This window comes from Caballeronia sp. LZ029 (assembly GCF_031451275.1).
Classification (GTDB): Bacteria; Pseudomonadota; Gammaproteobacteria; order Burkholderiales; family Burkholderiaceae; genus Caballeronia; species Caballeronia jiangsuensis.
The window spans coordinates 504,207-526,310 of sequence record NZ_JARUXO010000001.1 but is presented as its reverse complement, the minus strand read 5'-3'; the positions used below and the strand labels follow the sequence as shown (position 1 = coordinate 526,310).

Here is a 22,104-nt window from a genome sequence, read left to right as displayed (position 1 = left end):
CGAACTAATTGCCTTCAGGCAGTCATTTTTTGGCGAAGGTGGAACCGGTTTCAATCAAACGAGGAAAATAATGTTGTCGAGAAAGCAGCAGGTTGCAACGCGCGCAATGCGCACGTGTTTGGTGCCCGCCGCAAGCTTCCTCATAGCGGTAACGCTGAGCGCGTGCGGAGGTTCGGATGGAGTGGCAGGCGGAGATATCGCCAGCGTGGCGAAGAGCGCGGGCGCGCCTGCGGGCGCTTCGGACGCCGTGACTCAAACAAGCGATGCGTCGAGTTTCTTCGATGGAATCTTCAATACGACTTCCGGCGCCGGCTACTACATATTCGGCTGGAATTCCATTCAAAGCCCTAAGACTGGCGGAGCGCTCTTGAAGGATCCGGTGAGTCCGCCTGCGGGCTCCATGACGGAACCAGCGCCCCGCGATACTGGAATCACGCGTACCCGGTTCGGCGTGATCGACGGTTCCGATACCACGCTGCGTCAGTCTTATGTTCCGCTTACCGGGAACGACACGCTGCAATACAGCAAGATGGTGTACATCACGGCTGAAGGCGCGTTCCCCGCGGACAGTTTGCCTTACGACGATCTCGGCCCGCAAACGAAGATCTTTCAGCGCTCGCCCGACGGATTCGATTTCGGCGTAAAGGGCATGTCGACGCCGCTTTATCATGTGACGCTGGACGTGCAGAACGTGGCCGGACAGTCGGTGAAGTCGGTTGTCAAGCTTTTCCAGGGAGGTGACCCGGTACCGCCCCCAGACTTGCTCTATCCCAAGACAGTCACGGTGGACTATGTTGCAAATCCGCTTACCGTGAACATGCCCCGTCTGGTCTTTCCGTCGTCGGACACGACACTCATGCCTGCAGGCTCACAGTTGTTCGTGCCGACCTACACGGCTCAAACTGAATTCCTTCGCGTCGATCTTTCGAAAGTTCAATTCGACGGAACCATGCAAGACTTCAAAAAGAGTACTGTCATTCCAATAAGGGATATCAAGACGCTCGGTGGCTACCAAATCTCGGCGCCAGCGGGTACGGGAGCTGACAGCGGTCGATTCCTGACTGCCGATGACAAATATGTCGAGTATCAAGGTAAAGTTTATCTAGGCGAACTAATCTCCTCCGGGACGCGTTTGACCGCACCAGTTTCCGAAACCTCGACAACGATCAAATATCACGTGACAGCTCCGCGCCCGGCCTTCAACAAGATCGCCGCCGCGTTCCTCACGAGACAACTTGGTTCTACTCCCCAGCAGACCCATGACGTTATGTATATTCCGGGTAGCTGTTACCAGTGGATGTACATAGGTGGCAATTCGACATACGAAAGTCGCTGCGGTTATTAAACCAACTGCTTTCAATATAAGGCGCATCAGTTCGATTTGAACCGCCGTGCAATAACGCTTGGCTCGAGCAAAAATGGCGAGGGCGACCGTAATCGACCCGCCAAAAAACAGAAACCCTCGCGCAAAGCGAGGGTTTTTGCCTTCGAACAAGCCAGATCGCGCGGCGCTCAAACCACCACCGTCTGCGCCTCCCCTTCCTTGCTCTCGCGCACGACGCCGATCTGCCACACCTGCTCACCCGCGGCGGAAAGCAAACCGGTCGCCGCCTGCGCATCTTCCGCCGCGACGATCACAGCCATCCCGATACCGCAGTTGAACACGCGATGCATCTCCGCATCCGCGACGCCGCCGTGCTTCTGCAGCCACGCGAACAGCGGCGGCAACGGCCACGCGCGATGATCCAGCTCGGCCGTGAGCCCTTCACGCAGCACGCGCGGAATGTTCTCGACGAGCCCGCCGCCCGTGATATGCGCCATGCCTTTAACGGTCACGCTTTGCATCGCCGAAAGCAGCGGCTTCACGTAGATGCGCGTGGGCGCCATCAGTGCGTCGGCGAGCGAGCGGCCGTCGAAATCGGCGTTCAGATCGGGGTTCGCGCGCTCGATGATCTTGCGCACCAGCGAATAACCGTTCGAATGAATCCCGCTCGAAGCCAGCCCGAGCACGACATCGCCCGGCTTGATCGTGCTGCCGTCGATGATCTTGCTCTTTTCCACCGCGCCGACCGCGAAGCCCGCGAGATCGTATTCGCCATCGGGATACATGCCCGGCATTTCCGCCGTCTCGCCGCCGATCAGCGCGCAGCCCGCCAGCTCGCAACCGGTCGCGATGCCCTTCACGACGTCCGCCGCCGTATCGACGTCGAGCTTGCCGCACGCGAAGTAATCGAGGAAGAAGAGCGGCTCGGCGCCCTGCACGAGGATGTCGTTCACGCTCATCGCGACGAGATCCTGGCCGACGGTGTCATGCCGGTTCAGCGTGAACGCGAGGCGCAGCTTCGTGCCGACGCCGTCCGTGCCCGACACGAGCACCGGTTCCTTGTACTTCTTCGGCACTTCGAAGAGCGCGCCGAATCCGCCGATGCCGCCCAGCACGCCGTCGCGCAATGTTTTCTTGGCAAACGGCTTGATCCGGTCGACGAGCGCGTCGCCCGCGTCGATGTCCACGCCCGCGTCGCGATACGACAAACCCTGGGCGTCCGGAGCGGATTTCGGTTGATTCATGGGGAGGAAGCGAGAAGGTCGGTAAAATGCGATTTTACCCGATGATGACCCGACGACGGTCGGCAGACTGGATTTTCCCGCGTTCGCCAGAAATCGCGAAGGCGCTCTTTTCGAGATCGAAAGCGGTCTCGACGGCGCCCGAACCATTGGCGCACAGGGCGCTCCGCTGCGGCTTTGCGCGTATACCCGCAGCTCATCCGGCCGTTTTCAAGATATGCCCGACTCAAGGCCCGACGACACCGATCTCCCGTGCAACGCCAACTGACGCTCGATCTGGGCACGCCGCCGCCCGCCACCTTCGACAATTTTTTCGCCGCCGGCAATCACGAACTGATCGCGCGGCTGCGTGAGCTCGAAGGCGCACTCGCGGCCGGGCCGGTCGCCGACCGCACGTTCTACGTGTGGGGCGAGCCGGGCAGCGGCCGCAGCCATCTGCTGCAGGCGCTCACCTACGAAGCGAACGGACTCGCGCGCTATCTGGGCCCGCAAAGCGCGCTCAACGCATTCGGTTTCGATCCGCAAGTCACGCTCTACGCCGTCGACGATTGCGACCGGCTGTCGGCCGCGCAGCAGATCGCCCTCTTCAATCTCTTCAACGAAGTGCGCGCGCATCCGACGAGCGCGCTCGTCGCGACCGGCAACGACGCGCCGCTCGCGCTCACCGTGCGCGAAGACCTGCGCACGCGGCTCGGCTGGGGTCTCGTGTTCCATCTGCAGCCGCTTTCCGACGACGCGAAGGTCTCCGTGCTGAAGCACGCGGCGCGCGAACGCGGCATCGTGCTTGCCGAGGGCGTGCCCGGCTATCTGCTCACGCATTTCCGGCGCGACATGCCGAGCCTCATGGCCCTGCTCGACGAACTCGACCGCTTCTCGCTGGAGCAAAAGCGCGCGGTGACGCGCCCGCTCCTGCGCACGATGCTCCAGCAAACCGGCCGCGCCGCGCCGCTCGTTTCCGTGTCCGCGCACGAACGGACGCCGGGCGATCCGGCCGCGCCCGATTCCGGCCCGGCCGCGCCGGACAACGCCCCGACCCGCTTCAAGTAAAATGCGCACCCATGAACCTCGCCCTCTTTGATCTCGACCACACGCTCATCCCCACCGACAGCGACCACGAATGGGGCCGCTTCATGGTGAAACTGGGCATCGTCGAGGCGGAATCCTTCGCGCGTCAGAACGATGCCTTCTACGCCGATTACAAGGCGGGCGTGCTCGACATCAACGCATATCTGCACGCGATGCTCGCACCGCTCGCCAAGTACTCGCGCGAGCAACTCACCGACTGGCACGCGCAGTTCATGCGCGAGGTGATCAATCCGCGCATCGTGCCGGCGGCCGTCACGCTGGTGCGCGAGCATCAGGACGACGGCGATCTCTGCTGCCTCGTCACGGCGACCAACGCGTTCATCACCGCGCCGATCGCGGAAGCCTTCGGCATCGAAACGTTGATCGCATGCGAAGTGGAAACCGTGGACGACCATCCGCACGGCGCGCTCACCGGCCGGCCCACCGGCACGCCGAGTTATCGCGAAGGCAAGATCGTGCGGGTCGAGCAATGGCTCGAATCCATCGGCAAGAAGCTTTCCGATTTCAAGCACAGCTATTTCTACAGCGATTCGCACAACGACATCCCGCTGCTGGAACGCGTCACCGATCCTGTCGCGACCAATCCCGACGACACCCTGCGCGCGCATGCGCAAGCCAAAGGCTGGCGCATCCTGAACCTGTTCGACACACGTGATTAAAAAACTTATCCGCAAGCTGTTCGGGCAAGATAGCGCCGACTCCAACGAAAGCGCAGCGAACGACATCCCGGCTGATTCGCCCGACGCCAAACCCGCTCGCAAGAGCACGCGCAAGAAGGCCGCCGCGCCCGTGAAGCGCGACCCGAACGTGCCGGTCATCCTGTCGTCGGACATTCACGGCATCGATCCGTCGCTGATCTCGAAGAACGCGGTCCGCGTGACAGATGGCCTGCAGCACGCGGGGCATCGCGCGTTCATCGTCGGCGGCGCGGTGCGCGATCTGCTGCTCGGCGTCGCGCCGAAAGACTTCGACGTCGCCACCGATGCCACGCCCGATCAGGTGCAGAAGCTCTTTCGCCGCGCGCGCATCATCGGGCGGCGTTTTCAGATCGTGCATGTGCAGTTCGGCCAGGAGATCATCGAGACATCGACGTTTCGCGCGTTGATGGACGTCCCGCCCGAGCCGGCTTCCGAACCGCCGCGGCGGCTCAGGCGCGGCGAGCTCGATGGCCGCACGCATGCCGTCGATGCGAGCGGCCGCGTGTTGCGCGACAACGTCTGGGGCGAGCAGCACGAAGACGCCACGCGCCGCGACTTCACCATCAACGCGATGTACTACGATCCGGCCACGCAAACCGTGCTGGACTATCACGACGGCATGGCCGACATCCGCGCGCGGCTGCTGCGCATGATCGGCGATCCGGCGACGCGTTATCGCGAAGATCCGGTGCGCATGCTGCGCGTCGTGCGTTTCGCGGCGAAGCTCGGCTTCGAGATCGACGAAGCCACGCGCGCGCCGATCAAGGACCTCGCCGACCTGATGAACAACGTGCCGGCCGCGCGTCTCTTCGACGAGATGCTGAAGCTGCTGCTCTCCGGTCATGCGCTCGCGTGTCTCACGCGTCTGCGTCAGGAAGGCCTGCATCACGGCGTGCTGCCGCTGCTCGATGTCGTGCTCGAACAGCCGCACGGCGAGAAGTTCGTCACGCTCGCGCTCACGAGCACCGACGAGCGCGTGCGTGCGGGCAAGCCCGTTTCGCCGGGCTTTCTCTTCGCCACGCTCTTGTGGCACGACGTGCAGACGCGCTGGCAGCAATACACCGCGAACGGCGAATATCCGGTGCCCGCATTGCATCGCGCGATGGACGATGTCCTCGACATGCAGACCGAGAAGCTCGCGATCCACAAGCGCTACTCGTCGGACATGCGCGAGATCTGGAGTCTTCAGCATCGGCTGGAAAAGCGCGGCCGCAGCGCGCTTAAGCTGCTGGAACACCAAAGATTCAGAGCGGGGTATGATTTCCTGCTACTGCGTTGCGAATCGGGCGAGCTCGATGCGGCCATCGGCCAGTGGTGGAGCGACTTCATCGACGCCGATCATGCCGAGCGCGAAACGCTGCTGTCGCAAGGCGGCAAGGAGCGCAGCAGCGGCCCGAAGAAGCGGCGTCGTCGCAGCAACGCGAAACGTCGCCCGGGCGAGCCGGGTGCGCCCGATGATCAAGCCGCGCAAGGAAACGATGGCGACGCGATCCCGAGTGCGGCGAACAAGCACGAAGGCGCCGACAACGAGTAACGCCGGTTTTGGTTACAGTAGCGAAGAGCGATCCTGCTTTCCCGCTTTTCGCTGTGACCCACGCGTAGGACTTCTGCCATGACGATTGCTTATCTGGGCCTGGGGGCGAATCTCGGCGATGCGCGCCAGACCCTGAAAGACGCAGTCGTGTGTCTCGCCCAGCAGCACACGATCACCGTGCTCGCGAAATCGAGCGTCTATCGCACCGCGCCGGTCGATGCATCGGGCGACGACTACTTCAATTGCGTCGTCAAACTCGAGACGAGCCTCGCCGCGCGATCGCTGCTGCGTCTGTGTCATCACATCGAGGAACAGTTCGGGCGCGAGCGTCCGTATCGCAATGCGCCGCGCACGCTCGATCTGGACATCCTGCTGTACGGCGCATCGAGCATCGACGAAGCGGATCTCGTCGTGCCGCATCCGCGCATGACCGAGCGCGCTTTCGTGCTCGTGCCGCTCGTCGAGCTGGAGCCCGATCTCATTCTTCCCCAGCGCGGCCGCGCCGATGCGTTCATCGCGGGCGTCATTGATCAGCGCATCGAAAAGGTCGCGACGTGCCAGTGCATCGTCGGTGCGAATCCGCGTGACACCGACGCAACCGCCACCCCTTCCAACGACAAGACAGACTGCCGATGAGCGTTCCGCCACTCACCGTGACCGCGCCGCAACTGCGGCCGCCGCATCGTTATATCGCGATCGAAGGGCCGATCGGCGTCGGCAAGACGACGCTCGCGACGCTGCTCGCCGAACGCTGGTCGATGCGCACGCTCTTCGAGCGCCCGCAGGACAATCCGTTTCTCGAACGCTTCTATCGCGATACGACGCGTCACGCGCTCGCCACGCAGTTGAGCTTCGCGTTGCAGCGCGCATCGCAGACACAGGAAGCCGCCGATATCGTGACGAGCGGCGCCGCGTTGATGACCGACTTTCTCACGCAGAAGAGCGAGCTCTTCGCGCGTCTCACGCTGCCCGACGACGAGTTTCAGCTATACAGGGACGTCGCCTCGCGCATACATTCGAGCGGGCCCGCGCCCGATCTCGTCGTCTATCTGCAGGCGAGCCCGGAAGTGCTCTTCTCGCGCATCCAGAAACGCGCGCTGCCGATGGAGCTGCAAATCTCCGATTCGTATCTGCGCGCGCTCTGCGATGCGTATAACGACTTTTTCTATCACTATGACGCGACGCCGTTGCTCACCGTGAATGCGGAGCACCTGAACCCGCTTGCATCGGATGACGATCTCGCGCTCCTCGTCGAGCGCATCGAATCGATGCGCGGACGCAAGGAATTCTTTGTCAAAGGCGTATCGGTCTGAGCGCGTCGCGCAGCCACCCTCTTTAGCGACTCTATAGTGAAACGATCATGACGTATCTGCAGGAAACGAATCGCTCGACGATCACCGTACCCAAGCTTCAAACCATGCGCGAGACCGGCGAACGCATCGCGATGCTCACGTGCTACGACGCGAGCTTCGGCGCGCTGCTCGAACGCGCGGGCGTCGATGTCATGCTGATCGGCGATTCGCTCGGCAACGTGCTGCAAGGGCACAGCACGACGCTGCCCGTCACGCTCGCCGACATCGCGTATCACACGGCATCGGTCGCGCGCGGCAACCGGAGCGCGCTCATCGTCGCGGACATGCCGTTCGGCACGATCGGCTCGAAGGAAGATGCCTACGCGAACGCCGTGCAACTGATGCGCGCGGGCGCGCAGATGGTCAAGATCGAAGGCGGCGAATGGCTCGCGGACACCGTGCGCTTTCTGGTCGAGCGGTCGATTCCGGTGTGCGGGCACGTCGGGCTCACGCCGCAATCGGTGCACGCGTTCGGCGGCTTCAAGGTGCAGGGCAAGTCCGAAGCGGCCGCCGAGCAGATGAAGCGCGACGCCATGGCGCTGCAGGACGCGGGCGCGCAGCTGATCGTGATCGAAGCGGTGCCTACGCTGCTCGCGCGCGATGTCACGGAGGCGCTCGCGATTCCGACCATCGGCATCGGCGCGGGTATCGACTGCTCGGGACAAGTGCTCGTGCTGCACGACATGCTCGGCATCTTCCACGGCAAACGGCCGCGCTTCGTCAAGGATTTCATGCAAGGCCAGTCGAGCATTTTCGCGGCCGTAGAAGCCTATGTGCGCGCCGTGAAGGACGGCACTTTCCCGGGCCCCGAGCATACGTTCTGAGCGATGCCGCGCGCCCACGATCTGCGTTTTTTCGTACATACTGCCAAGCTTCCTGCGCGTACCCTTGCCAATAGTCACTAAAAAGAGCGAGAACGATCATGTGGCACGTCCTTCCCGATGAATATGTCCGAGCCCAACTGGCCGTGGGCTCACTCGTCGCGCTGGGCGTGGCGCGTGTGGTGGCGGCGGGAATCGGCGCGCAGCATAACTGGCGCATCGCGGCGGTGACGCGCTGGTTCATCGGCGCCGCGGTCGTGTTCTGCCTGCCGCAGTTGCTCGAAGTGATCTTCTTCGCGGACTCGCATACGGCGTTGGTCGAGCTGCAAGGCAAGATCATCGGCTGCGCGGTGGCACTCTTTTGCGCGCCGATCGTCTCTCACAAACTCGGCTACGAATAAGCGCGCGCGGCTTCAGCCCGCGAGCGCCGATCCGGGCACGCTGTGCGACAGCACGGCCGCCGCCACGAACACCCCGGCCATCATCACGGCTTCGATGCGCATCACGTTGATGACCGTGTGGGCGTCCATCGTCGATGCCGAGCGTTGCAGACGCGGCAACGCCGACCATCGATTCAGCGCGCCGAACGCGAGCGCCGCCGCGACCAGCGCGAGTTTGACGATCAACACGTGACCCCAGACGCTCGCAGTGAGCGCCGCGAGCGAGCCGCCGACGCCGCGCCAGCCGTTGAACGCGCCCGTCAGGACCACAAGCGCAACCGCGACCGACGCCGCTTTCGACATGCGTGCGACCGTGCGAATCAGGACCGCGCGCACCACCGACGTATCGAGCGCCGGCAACACGAACGCACCCGCGATGACGATGCCGCCCCACGCGGCCGTCGCGAGCAGATGCAGCGTTTGAACGCCTTCCGCGAGAGAGAACGCGCCTGCATCGGCGGCGTGGCCGATCGCCGACTTGCCCGCCGCGACGATCAGCGCTGCAAGCATCGCCATTCCGATCCGCGCCATCGACAGCGAAGCGCCGCTCGCCGCGAGCAACAAAAGCACGCTGCCCACGAGCGCGACCGACCAGCCGATGCCCGCGTGCGTGCTCGTCGCGACGAGCCACAAGGACGCGCCCGCTTGCGAAATCGGCGCACCGCTCATCGCCGCCGATTGCAGCCATAGCGAGACGAAGCTGCACAAAATCAGCACGATCGCGGCGATCGGACCGCTGCGCGCAGCACGCCGCCAGCCATATCGCGCAGGCGACACGGCTGCGAACGCTTGTTCGCGCGACAGCCAGCCGTTCAGCAGCAATGCGCCGAGCGCGCAGGCAAAGGCGAGATCGGCGAGCGCCGCGAAGGCCATCTGCGCAAGCCAGAGAGGATCGTCGTTCATCATGCGGAAGCGGTCGCGGTGCGAGCGGGCATCGCCGAAAGGAAGCTCATCGAAGGAAGTCTGCGGAGTCTAAACGAACGTCCACGGTGCAGCACAGCATCGAACGTCGTCGAAACGCCTTGAATTTTTGCCGGGGGCTTCCGAAACTGCATGAAGCACATCGATCAGGCGGCTCCCGCGTCGAGTCGAATATTTGTCGAAACGCAATGGACGATTCGTGCCTATTAAGTTCGTCGCGGGCGGTCAAGAGCCGCGCGGCATATTGTCGCGAATGCGCTGCAGCGGGACTTAGAGCGAGATTGTGTCAAATAGTCATCATCATGCATCGATGATAGAATGCCGCGTCGCATCAGAGGCTCGTCGAGCCGCTGTGGCCGTGGTCCGCCACCCACCGCCCCCTGCGTGGCCGTGGTTCGCCACCTTCGCACCGAGCCGCACGAAGCTCGGCAGGTCCCCGAATTTCATGGAGTGTCGCGTGTTTTCAAGACGCATTTTTCGTCCGCTGCTCGCTATGGCTTTTGCCTCGGCTCTGGTAGGCAGCGCTGGCGTTTTCAGCTCCGCCGCGCAGGCGCAGAACCAGCCGATCGCACCGGACACGATGGCCGCGCGCGTGCAAGGCTGTACGGCGTGCCACGGCGTTCATGGTGAAGGCACGGACAACGACTACTTCCCGCGTCTTGCCGGCAAGCCTGCCGACTATCTGTACAACCAGCTCCAGAATTTCCGCGAAGGCCGGCGCAAGTACCCGCCGATGAACTACCTCGTCACGTATCTCTCGGACGATTACCTTCATCAGATCGCGACGTACTTCTCGAATCAGCGTCCGCCGTATCCGCCGCCCGCCAAGACGAACGTCTCTTCGACGACGCTCGCGCGCGGCCAGCAGATCGTGCTGAACGGCGATGCATCGAAAAACATTCCCGCGTGCGCGGCTTGCCACGGCAAGGGCCTGACCGGCATGCAGCCGGCCATTCCGGGTCTCGTCGGCCTGCATTCGGACTACATCAGCGCGCAAGTCGGCGCATGGAAGTCGGGCACGCGTCACGCGAAGGCGCCCGATTGCATGCAGCAGATCGCCTCGCGCCTGACGGATGACGACGTGACCGCCGTCGCCGCATGGCTGTCCACGCAAACCGCACCCGCCAACCCGGTGCCCGCGCCTGCTGGCTCGTTGAAGATGCCGCTCAAGTGCGGCAGCGAACTGCAATAAGGCGTCTGGAGCGACAACATAATGAAACGCAAGTCCCTGTTCGCACTTTCCTCGGCTGCCGTGGTGGCAGCCGTCGCAGCCGCCGCCGTTCTCTGGTCGGGCGGCGATAATCTGCATTCGGGCGGCGCCATCGCGGCGACGCCGGCCGACAAGGCCGCGCTCATCAAGCAAGGTGAATACCTCGCGCGCGCCGGCGACTGTATCGCGTGCCACACGGTGCGCGGCGGCAAGCAATTCGCGGGCGGCCTGCCGATGGCCACGCCGTTCGGCACGATGTTCACGCCGAACATCACGCCTGACGATCAATACGGCATCGGCAAGTGGACCTCCGACGACTTCTATCGCGCGATGCACACGGGCCGTTCGAAGGACGGCAGCCTGCTCTACCCCGGCTTCCCGTTCACGAGCTACACGAAGGTCACGCGCGCCGACTCCGACGCGATCTATGCGTACCTGCGTTCCGTGACGCCCGTTTCCGAGCCGAGCCGTCCGCATGAACTGCGCTTCCCGTTCAATAACCGCAACCTGCTGATCGGCTGGCGCACCCTCTTCTTCAGCGAAGGCGAGTACAAGCCGGATCCGACCAAATCGGTCGAATGGAACCGCGGCGCGTATCTGGTCGAAGGCCTCGGCCATTGCGCGATGTGCCATACGTCGATCAACGCGATGGGCGGCCCGGTCAGCTCGGCGGCCTTCGCCGGCGGCCTGATCCCGCTGCAGAACTGGTATGCGCCGTCGCTCACGTCGAACAAGGAAGCGGGCCTCGGCGACTGGGACCTGAAAGACATCAACGATCTGCTGAAGACCGGCGTGTCGCAGCGCGGCGCGGTGTTCGGCCCGATGGCCGAAGTGGTCCACAACAGCCTGCAGTACATGACCGACGCGGACGTCAACGCGATCTCGACCTATCTCAAGTCGATCCCGCAGAAGAAGGAAGCGCCGGAAGTCATGCAGCTCGAGACGTCCGAGAAGTTCGGCGGCGAGCTGCTGACGCTGGGCAAGAAGGTCTACACCGAAAACTGCGCGAAGTGCCATCAGGAAACCGGTCTTGGCAAGCCGCCGGCGTATCCGCCGCTCGCCAACAACCAGTCGATCCAGATGCCGTCGGCCGTCAACCCGATCCGCATGACGCTGAACGGCGGCTATCCGCCGAGCACGGAAGGCAATCCGATGCCGCACGGGATGCCGCCTTTCGCGCAGTCGTTGTCGGATACGGAAGTGGCCGCGGTCGTGACGTACATCCGTATGTCGTGGGGCAACCACGGCACGCCGGTGTCGCCGCAGCAGGTGAGCAATCTGCGTTCGGCACCGCTCGACTGAGGTACGCCGCGGTCATCCGTCAATAGAGCGTACAATACGCATTTGGGGCGCAGCCTTCGTAGTTGGGGCCGCGCCCCTTGTCTTTTGGCGGATCCAATTCATGCACGCAGGCGAGCGTTTCAACAGCATCAGCCATCTGATCGGCGCGCTGCTGTCGGTGGCGGGTCTGGCGACGCTCGTGACAATGGGCGCACTGGACGGCGACGCCTACAAGGTCGTCAGTTTCGCGGTGTATGGCGCGATGCTCTGCGCGCTCTACATCATCTCGACGCTGTATCACTGCGTGCGCTCGCCGCGCATGAAAGCGATACTGCAAAAGTGCGATCACTCGGCCATCTACTTGTTGATAGCCGGCAGCTACACGCCGTATACACTAGTGACCTTGCGTGGTCCCTGGGGCTGGTCCCTCTTCGGCGTGAGCTGGGGACTTGCGGTGCTCGGCATCACGCAGGAACTGACGCTCGGGCGCCGAACCCGCAGCGTATCGATGGTGCTGTACGTGCTGATGGGATGGCTCGCGCTCGTAGCCATTCATCCGCTCGTGACGGCGCTGCCGCCCGCGGGGACCGCGTGGCTGGTGGCGGGCGGGGTCGTGTACACCGCGGGCATCTGGTTTTTCATCAACGACGAGCGCATTCGGCATGGACACGGAATCTGGCATCTGTTCGTGCTCGCAGGCAGCCTGTGTCAGTTCGTGAGCGTCGCGCGCTACGTCGCGTGAGCATCGGCTGAAACGGGCGCCGCCGCGTCGAAGTGTCCATCGATGCAACTTAGCGCCAGATGACGTGTCTTGATAGCACGTCGACCCTCGCGGCAACGTCCGGCGATCGCTGATCGCCGAATGGCCCGCCGCCCGATTTTTCTTCGAGCGATGCACATGCGCTCTGCCGGCCGAACCACGATTCGCCGCAGCCTGATTCGCATGCGCGCCGCTCGACACAACGAATAAGTATCCAATTTATGTCTTTTGATTCACTCGGTCTGTCGGAACCTCTGCTTCGCGCCGTCAACGAACTCGGCTATTCCAGTCCCACTCCCATCCAGCTCCAGGCGATTCCCGCGGTCCTGAAAGGCGGCGACCTGCTCGCGGGCGCGCAGACCGGTACGGGCAAGACCGCCGGCTTCACGCTGCCGATCCTGCAACGCCTGTCGCAACTCGCGCCCGCCTCGGGCGGCGCGAAACGCCCGGTGCGCGCGCTGATCCTCACGCCGACGCGCGAACTCGCCGCGCAGGTCGAGGAAAGTGTCCGCGCGTACGGCAAGTATCTGAAGCTCAAGTCGACTGTGATGTTCGGCGGCGTCGGCATCAATCCGCAGATCGATGCGCTGCGCCGTGGCGTCGATATCGTCGTCGCGACGCCGGGACGTCTGCTCGATCACATGCAGCAAAAGACGATCGACGTTTCGCAACTCGAAATTCTCGTGCTCGACGAAGCCGATCGCATGCTCGACATGGGCTTCATCCACGACATCAAGCGCGTGCTCGCGCGTCTGCCGGCTAAGCGTCAGAATCTGCTGTTCTCGGCCACGTTCTCCGATGAGATCAAGGCGCTCGCGGACAGTCTTCTCGATTCGCCCGCGCTCATCGAAGTCGCGCGTCGCAATACGACGGCCGAAAAGGTCGAGCAGAAGATTTATCCGGTCGATCGCGATCGCAAGCGCGAGCTGCTCACGCATCTGATTCGCGGCAACAACTGGTTTCAGGTGCTCGTCTTCACGCGCACGAAGCACGGCGCGAACCGCCTCGCCGAGCAATTGACGCGCGACGGCATCAGCGCACTCGCGATTCACGGCAACAAGAGCCAGTCGGCACGCACGCGCGCGCTCGCCGAATTCAAGGATCAGACGCTGCAAGTGCTGGTCGCGACCGATATCGCGGCGCGCGGCATCGACATCGATCAACTGCCCCATGTCGTCAACTTCGATCTGCCGAACGTGCCGGAAGACTACGTGCATCGCATCGGCCGCACGGGTCGCGCAGGCGCGGAAGGCGAAGCGGTATCGCTGGTGTGCGTGGACGAGCATCAATTGCTGAAGGACATCGAGCGCCTCATCAAGCGGCCGATCCCGAGCGAAGTGATCCCCGGCTTCGAACCCGATCCGAACGCAAAGCCGGAACCGATCCAGCGCCGCAGTCAGGGCCGCGGCCAGGGACAAGGTCAGGGTCAGGGGCGTCAGAATCCGCGTAACGCCGAGGCACGTCCGAACGGCGAAGCGCGACGCAATGGCGAACCGCGTCGCGAAGGCGGCCGTCCGACCGGAGAAGCCCGTGGCGCGCGGCCGGTGAAGGGCAACACTGGCAACGCTCAGCCTTCGCGCGAAGCGCGCAATCCAAGCAAGCAAAGCAAGCCGAGCGCAAACGCGGCCCCCGCGCAGCGACGTCAGGAACCGGTGCAGACCGGTCACGCCGCGAATTCGCGCAAACCGTCGGGGAATCCCGGTGCGCTGCTCAGCGGCCGACGCGATGCGTTGCGATCGGGCGATCGCAGCCGCTAAAGCGATGTTTCAGGCGGCGGCGCTCGCCGCCCGCTTCAGCCATTCGAGTTGCTCGCGCCAGCGCGCGAGCGCCGATTGCGCATCAGTCAGTTCGAAGACGATTCCGTTCGTGAGTCGCGCATATCCCACCCGCTGAACTTCACCAGTCTCGATCGTGCCAACGAAGCACGCCAGCGGCACGTCGTCGAGCGGCACGCGGCGCGCATCCAGATGCACCTGATAGAACGCCTCGTCGAATACGAAGGCGAGAGTCGCGCGTCCGGTCGCGGTGATGGCCTGCGCCGTCCGCGACGACGGCCATAGCGCGAAAGCAAGCGTGCGCGCATCCGGCGCAAGCAGCTCGCCGACGCCGAGCAGCGCGGTTCGCACGCGATGTCCGTGATCGGCCGCGCACAGCGACGCGGTGAAACCAGTATCGACGCCGGTGAGCGTACCGTCGAAGAGCGCACGCAACTCGGGCGGCCACTCGTCGAAAACGGTGTGTGAAGAGAGCGACGGCTGCGGTGCGTTGGAATCGGACATGGAAAGATGCCGGCTTTGAACCGGCATCGTCGAGCAAGGTTAGCGGAAGAACAACTGCGTCATCTTCGAGAGCGGATAGTGCACGCCGGGCTGAATGCGCGCGGGCAAATCGAGCGGCTTGAGCAGCATCTTGATGGCCTGATCCGCGGACAGATTGCGCCGCACGAGCGCATTCACGCGCGCGGAAAGTTCGCGGTTGTACTCGGCATCCTGCGCACGCTCAGGATAACGAACGGCGAACACGTGCCGCAGCGCGATTTCCGAATCCTCGCTCTTCAACTCCATCACGCGCCGCACGAGCGCGCCGAGCACGGCCAGGCGGCCATTGCCTTCGATCTTGTTCCACTTCTTGAAGAAGTGAAAAAAGTGCTTGTAGTGCCGCACTTCGTCCGTACGGATGTTGTCGGTGATTTCCTTCAGCACCGGCTCGTCCGAACAATCGTTGATTGCACGATAAAGCGTGGCGGTTCCCGTCTCGACGACGCAACGCGCCACCATTTCGAGCGCTCGCTTCTTCTCGAACTCCTCGTAGGAACACGTGAGCGAGTATTCGTCGAAGAAATTCCTGAACGCGGTGTCCCAGTCGAACTCCGGCCACACGTGGTGGATGTACGTCTTGAGCGCCCTTCCGTGCTGCATCTCTTCGGGCTCCCATTCATCGTTCAGCCACGCCGAGATCTCGGGATCGTCGTGAAAATACTTGCTGAGATTGCTCGTATAAAGATCGGTGCCGCTCTCGATGAACGAGCAGGCGCACAACAACAAGAGAAGATGCTCGTTGGATGCAGCCTTCTGACGATCGATCCGCGAGAGATCGATATCTTCGATGCGCCAAGGCATCACGTGTGTACTGTTTGTATGCATATATCGCGCTCCCAGGCTGGACTGAACGCGCCATCGGCCGACAAGAGCCGGCCGAGGTTCAGGCGACGCCGTGAACGATTCAGTCCTGGCGTCCTCAACTTCAAGTGTCAGCGGCTCGTTTTTCCATCTTAGCCGCCCTGCAATGAGTTTGCAGACTTGGGGACAGACTCACGCGCGGCGCGCCGGTTCCGTGCGTGCCGAATTCTTACAACGTCTGACGAGTAGTTGTGGATGCGCTAGAGCATGAAACGTGCCGGCTGAGCCACGGCAATTGCTTCGATTACGCGCGAGAACTACGTGTTACGCGCATGCGCCACGCGACGATCGCCAGCGATACACCCGATAACACAGCAGCCAGCAGCACGTAGTAGCTCGGCGCGAGCTTGTCGCCGGTGACGTGAATGAACGCTTCGACGATCGTCGGCGCGAAGCCTCCGAACAACGTGACGCCGAGCGCGTAGCCGATCGACAGGCCGGTCGAACGCACCCGCGTAGGGAATATCTCCGACATGAGCGCGGGCATCGGACCGGAATACGCCGCCTTCAGAATGCCCGCTACCGATTGCAGCATGACGAGCGATGCAATCGTCGGATGCGCCTGCAGCCACGCAAACATCGGATAAATCGTTACGCCCATGAAGATCGACGTGGCGAGCATGATGCGGATGCGCCCGAGCCGATCGGAGAGCGCGCCCATCAACGGCGAAAAAATGAACTGAAGTCCGCCATTGAGCACCACGACGGCGAACGATGCCGTCGCCGGAAGATGCAACTGCTTGACCGCGTACATCGGCATATAGAGCTGCAGGACGTACACGCCGACTGTCGATTGCGCCACGATGCCCACGGCGAGCAGCAGGTTCAGCCATTGGTTCGAGAAGGAAACGCCGGGGGCACTTGCCTTCGCGTTGGAGCGCGTCGCGAGAAACTCCGGCGTTTCGTCCAGGTGCGAGCGGATGTAGTAGCCGACCGGCCCGACGAGCAGACCGAAAACGAAAGGAATGCGCCAGCCCCAGCTTTCGAGCTGCGGCTGCGGCAGCCAGGCGCTCAGAACCGAGCCGAACGCCGCAGCCATGATGGCGGCGAGTCCCTGGCTCGCGAACTGCCAGCTCGCGTAGTAGCCACGCCGCGCTTCGCTATGCTCGACCATGAACGCGGTCGCGCTGCCGAACTCGCCGCCGACCGCAAAGCCTTGCACAAGACGCGCGAGCAGGATCAGCAGCGGCGCAGCGATACCGATGTGTCGATACGAAGGCATCACGGCCATCGTGAACGTGCCGACCATCATCAGCAAAATGGCGAGCGTGAGCGCGGCCTTGCGCCCCTTGCGATCGCCGTAGACGCCGAGCACGATGGCGCCCAGCGGCCGCATCAGGAACGAGATGCCGAACGTGCCGATAGCCAGCATGGTCGACAGCCATTCATCGTTCGACGGAAAGAACGCCTTCGCGATGACCGTCGCGAAATAGCCGTAGACGAGAAAGTCGAACCACTCGAGTGCATTGCCGATCGATGACGAGAACACGATGCGACGGATCATCGCCCTCGATGGCGCCGCTTTCGGTGCGGATGTTTCGCCATTCGCCGGCGCTGCGCCCTGTGCATCGCGCGCTCCATACGTTTGTTCGTTCATGATTTCTCCTCCCCCTGCTTCCCCATCGTGGATACGGGCGTGCGTATCCCTGTCGCCTGCAAAATCGCAGCGATCGATGCGGTTTTTTTATGACGGAGACCGCTCGATGCGCGGTCTCCGATGGTGGCTTTAGAACCCTGCTGCGAGTCCGTCGCGCCGGCTGTCGCTTGCCGCGACATACCCGCGCTCGGGATCGTTGCGATCGAGCTTCCAGATGTATTGGCCCGAGCCGAAGTCCATGTACGGATCGTCGACGGACTTGATCGTGTGGCCGAGGCCTTCCAACGCACGCGCGGTTTCGGGATCGAGCGTGGCCTCGATGTCGATCGTGAAATCGCGATTCACCTTCCATCGCGGTGCATCGCACGCCGCCTGCGGCTGCTGCCCGTAGTCGAGCATGCGCACGATCGATTGCAGATGGCCTTGCGGCTGCATATCGCCGCCCATCACGCCGAAGCTCATGACGGCTTCGCGCTGACCATCGACTTCCTGCGTGAGGAACGCCGGGATGATCGTGTGGAACGGGCGCTTGCCGCCTTCCACGACGTTCGCGGACTTCGGATCCATGGAGAAACCGCAGCCGCGGTTTTGCAGCGCGATACCCGTGTCGGGCACGACCACGCCCGAGCCGAAGCCCATGTAGTTCGACTGGATGAAGCTCACCATCATGCCGCGCTCGTCGGCGACCGACATGTATATGGTGCCGCCAGCCTTCGGCATGCCGAAGTCGAACTGCGTCGCCTTCGACGGGTCGATGAGCTTGGCGCGCTGCGTCAGATAAGCGTCGTCGAGCATCTGCTCGGGTGTCACTTCCATGGAACGCGGATCGGCGACGTAACGATAAACGTCGGCGAAGGCGAGCTTCATCGCCTCGATCTGCAAATGCTGCGACTCGATGCGATCGACGCTCAGCGCGCTCACATCGAACTTGTCGAGAATACCGAGCGCGATGAGCGCCGCGATGCCCTGCCCGTTCGGCGGAATCTCATGCACCGTGTAGCCGCGATAGTCCTTGCTGATCGGCTCGACCCAGTCCGCGCGATAGTTGCGCAGGTCGTCCATCATCATCGCGGCGCCGCCCTCACGCGCGAACGCGGCGATGCGCTCGGCGATCTCGCCTTCGTAGAACGCACGCGGGCCATGCTGTGCGAGCAGGCGCAGCGTTTTCGCGTGGCCCGGGAAGCGCACGAGTTCGCTCACTTCGGGCGCGCGTCCGCGCGGCATGAACACGTCCGCGAAGCCTGGCTGATCCTTAAGCTCCGGCACCGCCGCCGCCCACTTGTACGCGACGATGCTCGCCACCGCATGACCACGCTCGGCGATCTCGATGGCCGGCTCCATCAGGTCCGCGAAGGGCAGCGAGCCGAACTTCGAATGCAGCGCCTCCCATCCGGCGATGACGCCCGGCACCGTCACCGCATCCCAGCCGCGCTTGGGTTGCCGGGCGAGGCCGTTCTCTTCGCCGTACTTGCCACGGAAGTAGTCGACGTTCCACGCCGCCGGCGACACGCCCGACGCGTTCAGACCATGCAGCTTCTTGCCATCCCAGACTAGCGCGAAGGCGTCGCCACCCAGCCCGCATGACACGGGTTCAACGAGGGTGATGGCCGCCGCAGCAGCGATGGCTGCGTCGACGGCATTGCCGCCTTTCCACAACATGCGCAGGCCGGCCTGCGCGGCCAGCGGATGCGACGTTGAAACGATATTGCGGGCGAACACCGGCAGGCGCGGCGTGGGATAGGGGTTTTGCCAGTTGAAGCGAGTCATTGAATGAAGTCCGAGATACCTGCGGGCAGAACATGGCGGGCGATTTTGTGAGCCGGCCGGGCAAAAGAGGAATATTGCATTGTCCGCTTAATCCAAAACAAATTCATTTATCGTATAAATTAATGAAAAGTGCGCATGAATCGGTCGCAGAGTTCCGCTCCGATCGTTGCGCTTACAAAGCACCTTGTTTGTGTGCGCCGCCGCACGAACTTCAAGTTGATTCTCCGAATTTGCGTAAGCGATGGACCGCTTCCACAGCCGGAAAAAGTCAAAGCGAAAATTTTCAACGCGCATTTGGCACTTGTCAGACACTTGCCTACAATCCCAATTCCCGGCATTCGCAGTACAAAAATTCAATGCGTTTGCCCGGCGTTTTTTCAGTTTTCCCGTACAACGTTTCGAAGCAAAAAGATCCGGCTTACAAAGCCGGCTGCTTATGCCGTTCGGTCGTCATGGAGAACACAATGCTGAGTCCGCACGAATTTGCCACGCTGCTACTGGTTCAGGAAGCACCCAATCAGGTCGATATGGAACGCCAGGAGCTCGACGCTCTGCTCGAACGTCAGCTCGTTCAACTCGAAAATCTCGCATCCGGACGCCAGCAATGGCGCCTCACCGCCACCGGCGATTCGACCGTCAAGGCTTTCAAGCGTTACTCGTAGCACGCGTAGCAGGGCTCGGGACGCGGCCCTCGGCCGCGTCCGCTTCACCTCCTCTCATATCTCTCGACGAGTCACTTCAGCCGGCACGCAGGGTCGGGTCGACCGCGGCACGCCAGCTCAGCGCCTGTGCTCGCTGATCCAGGAAGAAACTCGCCCACGCGCTCTGCGCCTCGAGACCGGGATTCGCCTGATAGGTGCGATAACGCTCGGCGATCGCCGTCTGGAACGCGCAGAAGCGCTCTCTCGACAGCCCGCCGCGTCGCTCGGCCACATAAGCGTCGTAAAAGGTCGAATAGACCGATTGCGCATCCGCGCCGTAATCGACCGGAGACGTTCCGCACATGCCCTGAAGAGCACTGAACGAGGGCGCGCCCATCGTTCCGTCCAGACTGGGCGTTCCCACGCAGCCCGCCAGCAACGCCGCACTCAGCACGCCTGAAACCCACAGCATTCGCATGGCACTCACCTTCGATCGAATTTCGTGCCGCCAGTATCGGACGAACGGAACCGTCGCGCCACTCGGCCAAATGGCATAGGCCAAATGACATTCGAGCCAGATGTGTCACGCGGCCTATGCCATTCGGCCAGGTTGTCCGCGGGGCCTCGCTCCGATAGATTGCGCAAACGGACATCGGCTGGCGCGGCACGACGCGTCGATGTCGGCTCAAATCGGAGATGACCATGCAGGATCAGTACATTCTCGCGCTCGACCAGGGCACGACCAGTTCGCGCGCCATGCTGTTCGACAGAAACGGCAACGTCGTGTCCGTGGCGCAGAAGGAATTCCAGCAGATTTATCCGGAAGCTGGCTGGGTCGAGCACGATCCGCAGGAGATCTGGTCGACGCAGGCCGGCGTCGCCGCCGAAGCCGTCACGCGCGCCGGCGCGAGCGCTTCGTCGATAGCGGCGGTCGGCATCACGAATCAGCGCGAAACCACGATCGTCTGGGACCGCGAGACGGGCAAGCCGATCTACAACGCGATCGTCTGGCAGGACCGTCGCACGGCCGGCTTCTGCGACGAACTCAAATCGCGCGGCCTCGAATCGATGGTGCGCGCGAAGACGGGCCTGCCCATCGACGCGTATTTCTCGGCGACGAAGATCCGCTGGATTCTCGACAACATCGAGGGCGCCCGCGACAAGGCGAAACAAGGACGACTCGCGTTCGGCACCGTCGATAGCTGGCTCGTATGGAATTTCACGCGGCAGGGCCTGCATGTCACGGACATCACGAACGCATCGCGCACGATGCTCTTCAACATTCATGAGCGACGCTGGGACGACGAGCTGCTCGACGCGCTCGACATACCGCGCAGCATGCTTCCCGAAGTGCGCACGTCGTCCGAGATCTATGGCACGACGCGAGGCACCGTGTTCGCCGCGGACGTCCCGCTCGCGTCGCTTGCCGGCGATCAGCACGCGGCCCTCTTCGGACAGATGTGCACGGATTCCGGCATGGTGAAGAACACCTACGGCACCGGCTGCTTTCTCGTCATGAATACGGGCGACAAGCCGATCGAGTCGCGCAACAACCTCGTTACGACGATCGCCTGGCAGATCGGCGATGAGGTCAATTACGCGCTCGAAGGCAGCATCTTCATCGCGGGCGCCGTCGTGCAATGGCTGCGCGACGGGCTCGGCCTCATTCGCCACGCAAGCGAAATCGAAACGCTCGCGCGCGGCGTGCCGCATAGCGACGGCGTCTATCTCGTGCCCGCGTTCGCCGGGCTCGGCGCGCCGCACTGGAACGCGCGCGCACGCGGCACGCTCTTCGGCGTGACGCGCGGCACGACATCGGGTCATATCGCGCGCGCGGCGCTCGATTCGATCGCCTATCAGTCGCTCGACGTGCTTAAGGCAATGGAAGCGGACTCGGGCATGCGCATCGGCGAATTGCGCGTCGATGGCGGCGCCTGCGCGAACAATCTGCTGATGCAGTTTCAGGCCGACATCCTCGGTGTCGAAGTCGCGCGCCCGCGCGTCGCGGAAACGACGGCGCTCGGCGCGGCGTATCTCGCGGGGCTCGCGGTCGGCTACTGGAAGGATATCGATGAACTCAAGGCGCAATGGCAACTGGAGCGCCGGTTCAGTCCGTCGATGCCGGAACCGGAGATCGAGTCCTGTATCGCCGGATGGCAACGCGCGGTCAACGCAGCGAAGGCATGGGCCGACAGCTAGCGAAGCCGAAGCGCTCATGTCGTTTTCCGGAACGCCGCGCCATGCGGCGGTGC

Annotated in this window: 21 protein-coding genes; 14 read left to right on the top strand and 7 right to left on the bottom strand. The window is 63.0% G+C overall.

Annotation, left to right across the window (positions count from 1 at the left end; translation table 11 throughout):
• Positions 1-70 precede the first annotated feature (70 nt).
• Positions 71-1,345 carry a hypothetical protein gene (locus QCE73_RS02490; protein ID WP_309879633.1) on the top strand — a complete coding sequence of 425 codons (1,275 nt, stop codon included), beginning with the start codon at positions 71-73 and terminating at the stop codon, positions 1,343-1,345.
• A gap of 167 nt (positions 1,346-1,512) precedes the next feature.
• Here QCE73_RS02490 and purM read toward each other — a convergent pair whose 3' ends face one another.
• A complete protein-coding gene (purM, locus tag QCE73_RS02485; protein ID WP_035497797.1) occupies positions 1,513-2,568 on the bottom strand; it encodes a phosphoribosylformylglycinamidine cyclo-ligase in 1,056 nt (351 codons plus the stop codon).
• 249 nt (positions 2,569-2,817) lie between these two features.
• Here purM and hda point away from each other — a divergent pair, with 249 nt between their 5' ends.
• The 7 genes from hda to QCE73_RS02450 all read left to right on the top strand — a co-directional run bounded on the left by hda (position 2,818) and on the right by QCE73_RS02450 (position 8,457).
• On the top strand, positions 2,818-3,612 hold the full coding sequence (hda, locus tag QCE73_RS02480) for a DnaA regulatory inactivator Hda (RefSeq protein WP_035497796.1): 795 nt from the start codon (positions 2,818-2,820) through the stop codon (positions 3,610-3,612).
• 11 nt (positions 3,613-3,623) lie between these two features.
• Positions 3,624-4,310, top strand: a complete 687-nt coding sequence (locus QCE73_RS02475; protein ID WP_035497795.1) for an HAD family phosphatase — start codon at positions 3,624-3,626, stop codon at positions 4,308-4,310.
• A complete protein-coding gene (pcnB, locus tag QCE73_RS02470) occupies positions 4,303-5,883 on the top strand; it encodes a polynucleotide adenylyltransferase PcnB (RefSeq protein ID WP_035497794.1) in 1,581 nt (526 codons plus the stop codon). The genes QCE73_RS02475 and pcnB overlap by 8 nt, the downstream gene beginning before the upstream one ends.
• Before the next feature lie 78 nt (positions 5,884-5,961).
• Positions 5,962-6,519, top strand: a complete 558-nt coding sequence (folK, locus tag QCE73_RS02465) for a 2-amino-4-hydroxy-6-hydroxymethyldihydropteridine diphosphokinase (protein ID WP_309879632.1) — start codon at positions 5,962-5,964, stop codon at positions 6,517-6,519.
• Complete coding sequence (locus tag QCE73_RS02460) at positions 6,516-7,196, top strand: deoxynucleoside kinase (protein WP_035497792.1); 681 nt, start codon at positions 6,516-6,518, stop codon at positions 7,194-7,196. Before folK ends, QCE73_RS02460 begins: the two co-directional genes overlap by 4 nt.
• Positions 7,197-7,243: 47 nt before the next feature.
• Positions 7,244-8,059, top strand: coding sequence for a 3-methyl-2-oxobutanoate hydroxymethyltransferase (gene panB, locus QCE73_RS02455; RefSeq protein ID WP_309879631.1), 816 nt, complete (start codon positions 7,244-7,246; stop codon positions 8,057-8,059).
• Positions 8,060-8,157: 98 nt separating this feature from the next.
• Complete coding sequence (locus QCE73_RS02450; protein WP_035497790.1) at positions 8,158-8,457, top strand: hypothetical protein; 300 nt, start codon at positions 8,158-8,160, stop codon at positions 8,455-8,457.
• A gap of 12 nt (positions 8,458-8,469) precedes the next feature.
• Here QCE73_RS02450 and QCE73_RS02445 read toward each other — a convergent pair whose 3' ends face one another.
• A complete protein-coding gene (locus tag QCE73_RS02445) occupies positions 8,470-9,399 on the bottom strand; it encodes a CopD family protein (protein WP_309881886.1) in 930 nt (309 codons plus the stop codon).
• 463 nt (positions 9,400-9,862) lie between these two features.
• Between QCE73_RS02445 and QCE73_RS02440 the strand changes: the two genes are divergently transcribed.
• The 4 genes from QCE73_RS02440 to QCE73_RS02425 all read left to right on the top strand — a co-directional run bounded on the left by QCE73_RS02440 (position 9,863) and on the right by QCE73_RS02425 (position 14,425).
• Positions 9,863-10,609 (top strand): cytochrome c, encoded by a 747-nt coding sequence (locus QCE73_RS02440; protein ID WP_035497789.1) that lies wholly within the window; start codon positions 9,863-9,865, stop codon positions 10,607-10,609.
• Between the two features lie 21 nt (positions 10,610-10,630).
• Positions 10,631-11,929: a cytochrome c gene (locus tag QCE73_RS02435; RefSeq protein ID WP_309879630.1), complete on the top strand. Its 1,299-nt coding sequence runs from the start codon at positions 10,631-10,633 to the stop codon at positions 11,927-11,929.
• Between the two features lie 100 nt (positions 11,930-12,029).
• On the top strand, positions 12,030-12,650 hold the full coding sequence (locus QCE73_RS02430; RefSeq protein WP_035497787.1) for a hemolysin III family protein: 621 nt from the start codon (positions 12,030-12,032) through the stop codon (positions 12,648-12,650).
• Positions 12,651-12,889: 239 nt separating this feature from the next.
• Entirely contained in the window at positions 12,890-14,425 is a 1,536-nt protein-coding gene (locus tag QCE73_RS02425) for a DEAD/DEAH box helicase (RefSeq protein WP_309879629.1), read from the top strand.
• A 9-nt stretch (positions 14,426-14,434) separates the two neighbouring features.
• Here QCE73_RS02425 and QCE73_RS02420 read toward each other — a convergent pair whose 3' ends face one another.
• The 4 genes from QCE73_RS02420 to ggt all read right to left on the bottom strand — a co-directional run bounded on the left by QCE73_RS02420 (position 14,435) and on the right by ggt (position 19,211).
• Positions 14,435-14,947, bottom strand: a complete 513-nt coding sequence (locus QCE73_RS02420) for a hypothetical protein (RefSeq protein ID WP_309879628.1) — start codon at positions 14,945-14,947, stop codon at positions 14,435-14,437.
• 39 nt (positions 14,948-14,986) lie between these two features.
• The gene (locus QCE73_RS02415) at positions 14,987-15,811 is read right to left on the bottom strand and encodes a ferritin-like domain-containing protein (protein ID WP_035497784.1); all 825 of its coding nucleotides are present in this window, start codon (positions 15,809-15,811) and stop codon (positions 14,987-14,989) included.
• A 280-nt stretch (positions 15,812-16,091) separates the two neighbouring features.
• Entirely contained in the window at positions 16,092-17,444 is a 1,353-nt protein-coding gene (locus QCE73_RS02410; protein WP_309879626.1) for an MFS transporter, read from the bottom strand.
• A 129-nt stretch (positions 17,445-17,573) separates the two neighbouring features.
• Positions 17,574-19,211 carry a gamma-glutamyltransferase gene (ggt, locus tag QCE73_RS02405; RefSeq protein WP_309879625.1) on the bottom strand — a complete coding sequence of 546 codons (1,638 nt, stop codon included), beginning with the start codon at positions 19,209-19,211 and terminating at the stop codon, positions 17,574-17,576.
• 464 nt (positions 19,212-19,675) lie between these two features.
• Here ggt and QCE73_RS02400 point away from each other — a divergent pair, with 464 nt between their 5' ends.
• Positions 19,676-19,873, top strand: coding sequence for a hypothetical protein (locus QCE73_RS02400; protein ID WP_035497782.1), 198 nt, complete (start codon positions 19,676-19,678; stop codon positions 19,871-19,873).
• Positions 19,874-19,949: 76 nt separating this feature from the next.
• Here the strand turns inward: QCE73_RS02400 and QCE73_RS02395 are convergent, their stop codons facing one another.
• On the bottom strand, positions 19,950-20,330 hold the full coding sequence (locus tag QCE73_RS02395) for a hypothetical protein (protein WP_309879624.1): 381 nt from the start codon (positions 20,328-20,330) through the stop codon (positions 19,950-19,952).
• A gap of 224 nt (positions 20,331-20,554) precedes the next feature.
• Here QCE73_RS02395 and glpK point away from each other — a divergent pair, with 224 nt between their 5' ends.
• Entirely contained in the window at positions 20,555-22,051 is a 1,497-nt protein-coding gene (gene glpK / locus QCE73_RS02390; RefSeq protein ID WP_309879623.1) for a glycerol kinase GlpK, read from the top strand.
• Positions 22,052-22,104 lie beyond the last annotated feature (53 nt).

Bases quoted from the DNA above. Each gene is read 5' to 3' on its own strand.
- QCE73_RS02490 (WP_309879633.1), top strand. From the start codon at position 71: ATGTTGTCGAGAAAGCAGCAGGTTGCAACGCGCGCAATGCGCACGTGT.
- purM (WP_035497797.1), bottom strand. From the start codon at position 2,568: ATGAATCAACCGAAATCCGCTCCGGACGCCCAGGGTTTGTCGTATCGC.
- QCE73_RS02475 (WP_035497795.1), top strand. From the start codon at position 3,624: ATGAACCTCGCCCTCTTTGATCTCGACCACACGCTCATCCCCACCGAC.
- folK (WP_309879632.1), top strand. From the start codon at position 5,962: ATGACGATTGCTTATCTGGGCCTGGGGGCGAATCTCGGCGATGCGCGC.
- QCE73_RS02460 (WP_035497792.1), top strand. From the start codon at position 6,516: ATGAGCGTTCCGCCACTCACCGTGACCGCGCCGCAACTGCGGCCGCCG.
- panB (WP_309879631.1), top strand. From the start codon at position 7,244: ATGACGTATCTGCAGGAAACGAATCGCTCGACGATCACCGTACCCAAG.
- QCE73_RS02450 (WP_035497790.1), top strand. From the start codon at position 8,158: ATGTGGCACGTCCTTCCCGATGAATATGTCCGAGCCCAACTGGCCGTG.
- QCE73_RS02445 (WP_309881886.1), bottom strand. From the start codon at position 9,399: ATGAACGACGATCCTCTCTGGCTTGCGCAGATGGCCTTCGCGGCGCTC.
- QCE73_RS02440 (WP_035497789.1), top strand. From the start codon at position 9,863: ATGGAGTGTCGCGTGTTTTCAAGACGCATTTTTCGTCCGCTGCTCGCT.
- QCE73_RS02435 (WP_309879630.1), top strand. From the start codon at position 10,631: ATGAAACGCAAGTCCCTGTTCGCACTTTCCTCGGCTGCCGTGGTGGCA.
- QCE73_RS02430 (WP_035497787.1), top strand. From the start codon at position 12,030: ATGCACGCAGGCGAGCGTTTCAACAGCATCAGCCATCTGATCGGCGCG.
- QCE73_RS02425 (WP_309879629.1), top strand. From the start codon at position 12,890: ATGTCTTTTGATTCACTCGGTCTGTCGGAACCTCTGCTTCGCGCCGTC.
- QCE73_RS02420 (WP_309879628.1), bottom strand. From the start codon at position 14,947: ATGTCCGATTCCAACGCACCGCAGCCGTCGCTCTCTTCACACACCGTT.
- QCE73_RS02415 (WP_035497784.1), bottom strand. From the start codon at position 15,811: ATGCATACAAACAGTACACACGTGATGCCTTGGCGCATCGAAGATATC.
- QCE73_RS02410 (WP_309879626.1), bottom strand. From the start codon at position 17,444: ATGAACGAACAAACGTATGGAGCGCGCGATGCACAGGGCGCAGCGCCG.
- ggt (WP_309879625.1), bottom strand. From the start codon at position 19,211: ATGACTCGCTTCAACTGGCAAAACCCCTATCCCACGCCGCGCCTGCCG.
- QCE73_RS02400 (WP_035497782.1), top strand. From the start codon at position 19,676: ATGCTGAGTCCGCACGAATTTGCCACGCTGCTACTGGTTCAGGAAGCA.
- QCE73_RS02395 (WP_309879624.1), bottom strand. From the start codon at position 20,330: ATGCGAATGCTGTGGGTTTCAGGCGTGCTGAGTGCGGCGTTGCTGGCG.
- glpK (WP_309879623.1), top strand. From the start codon at position 20,555: ATGCAGGATCAGTACATTCTCGCGCTCGACCAGGGCACGACCAGTTCG.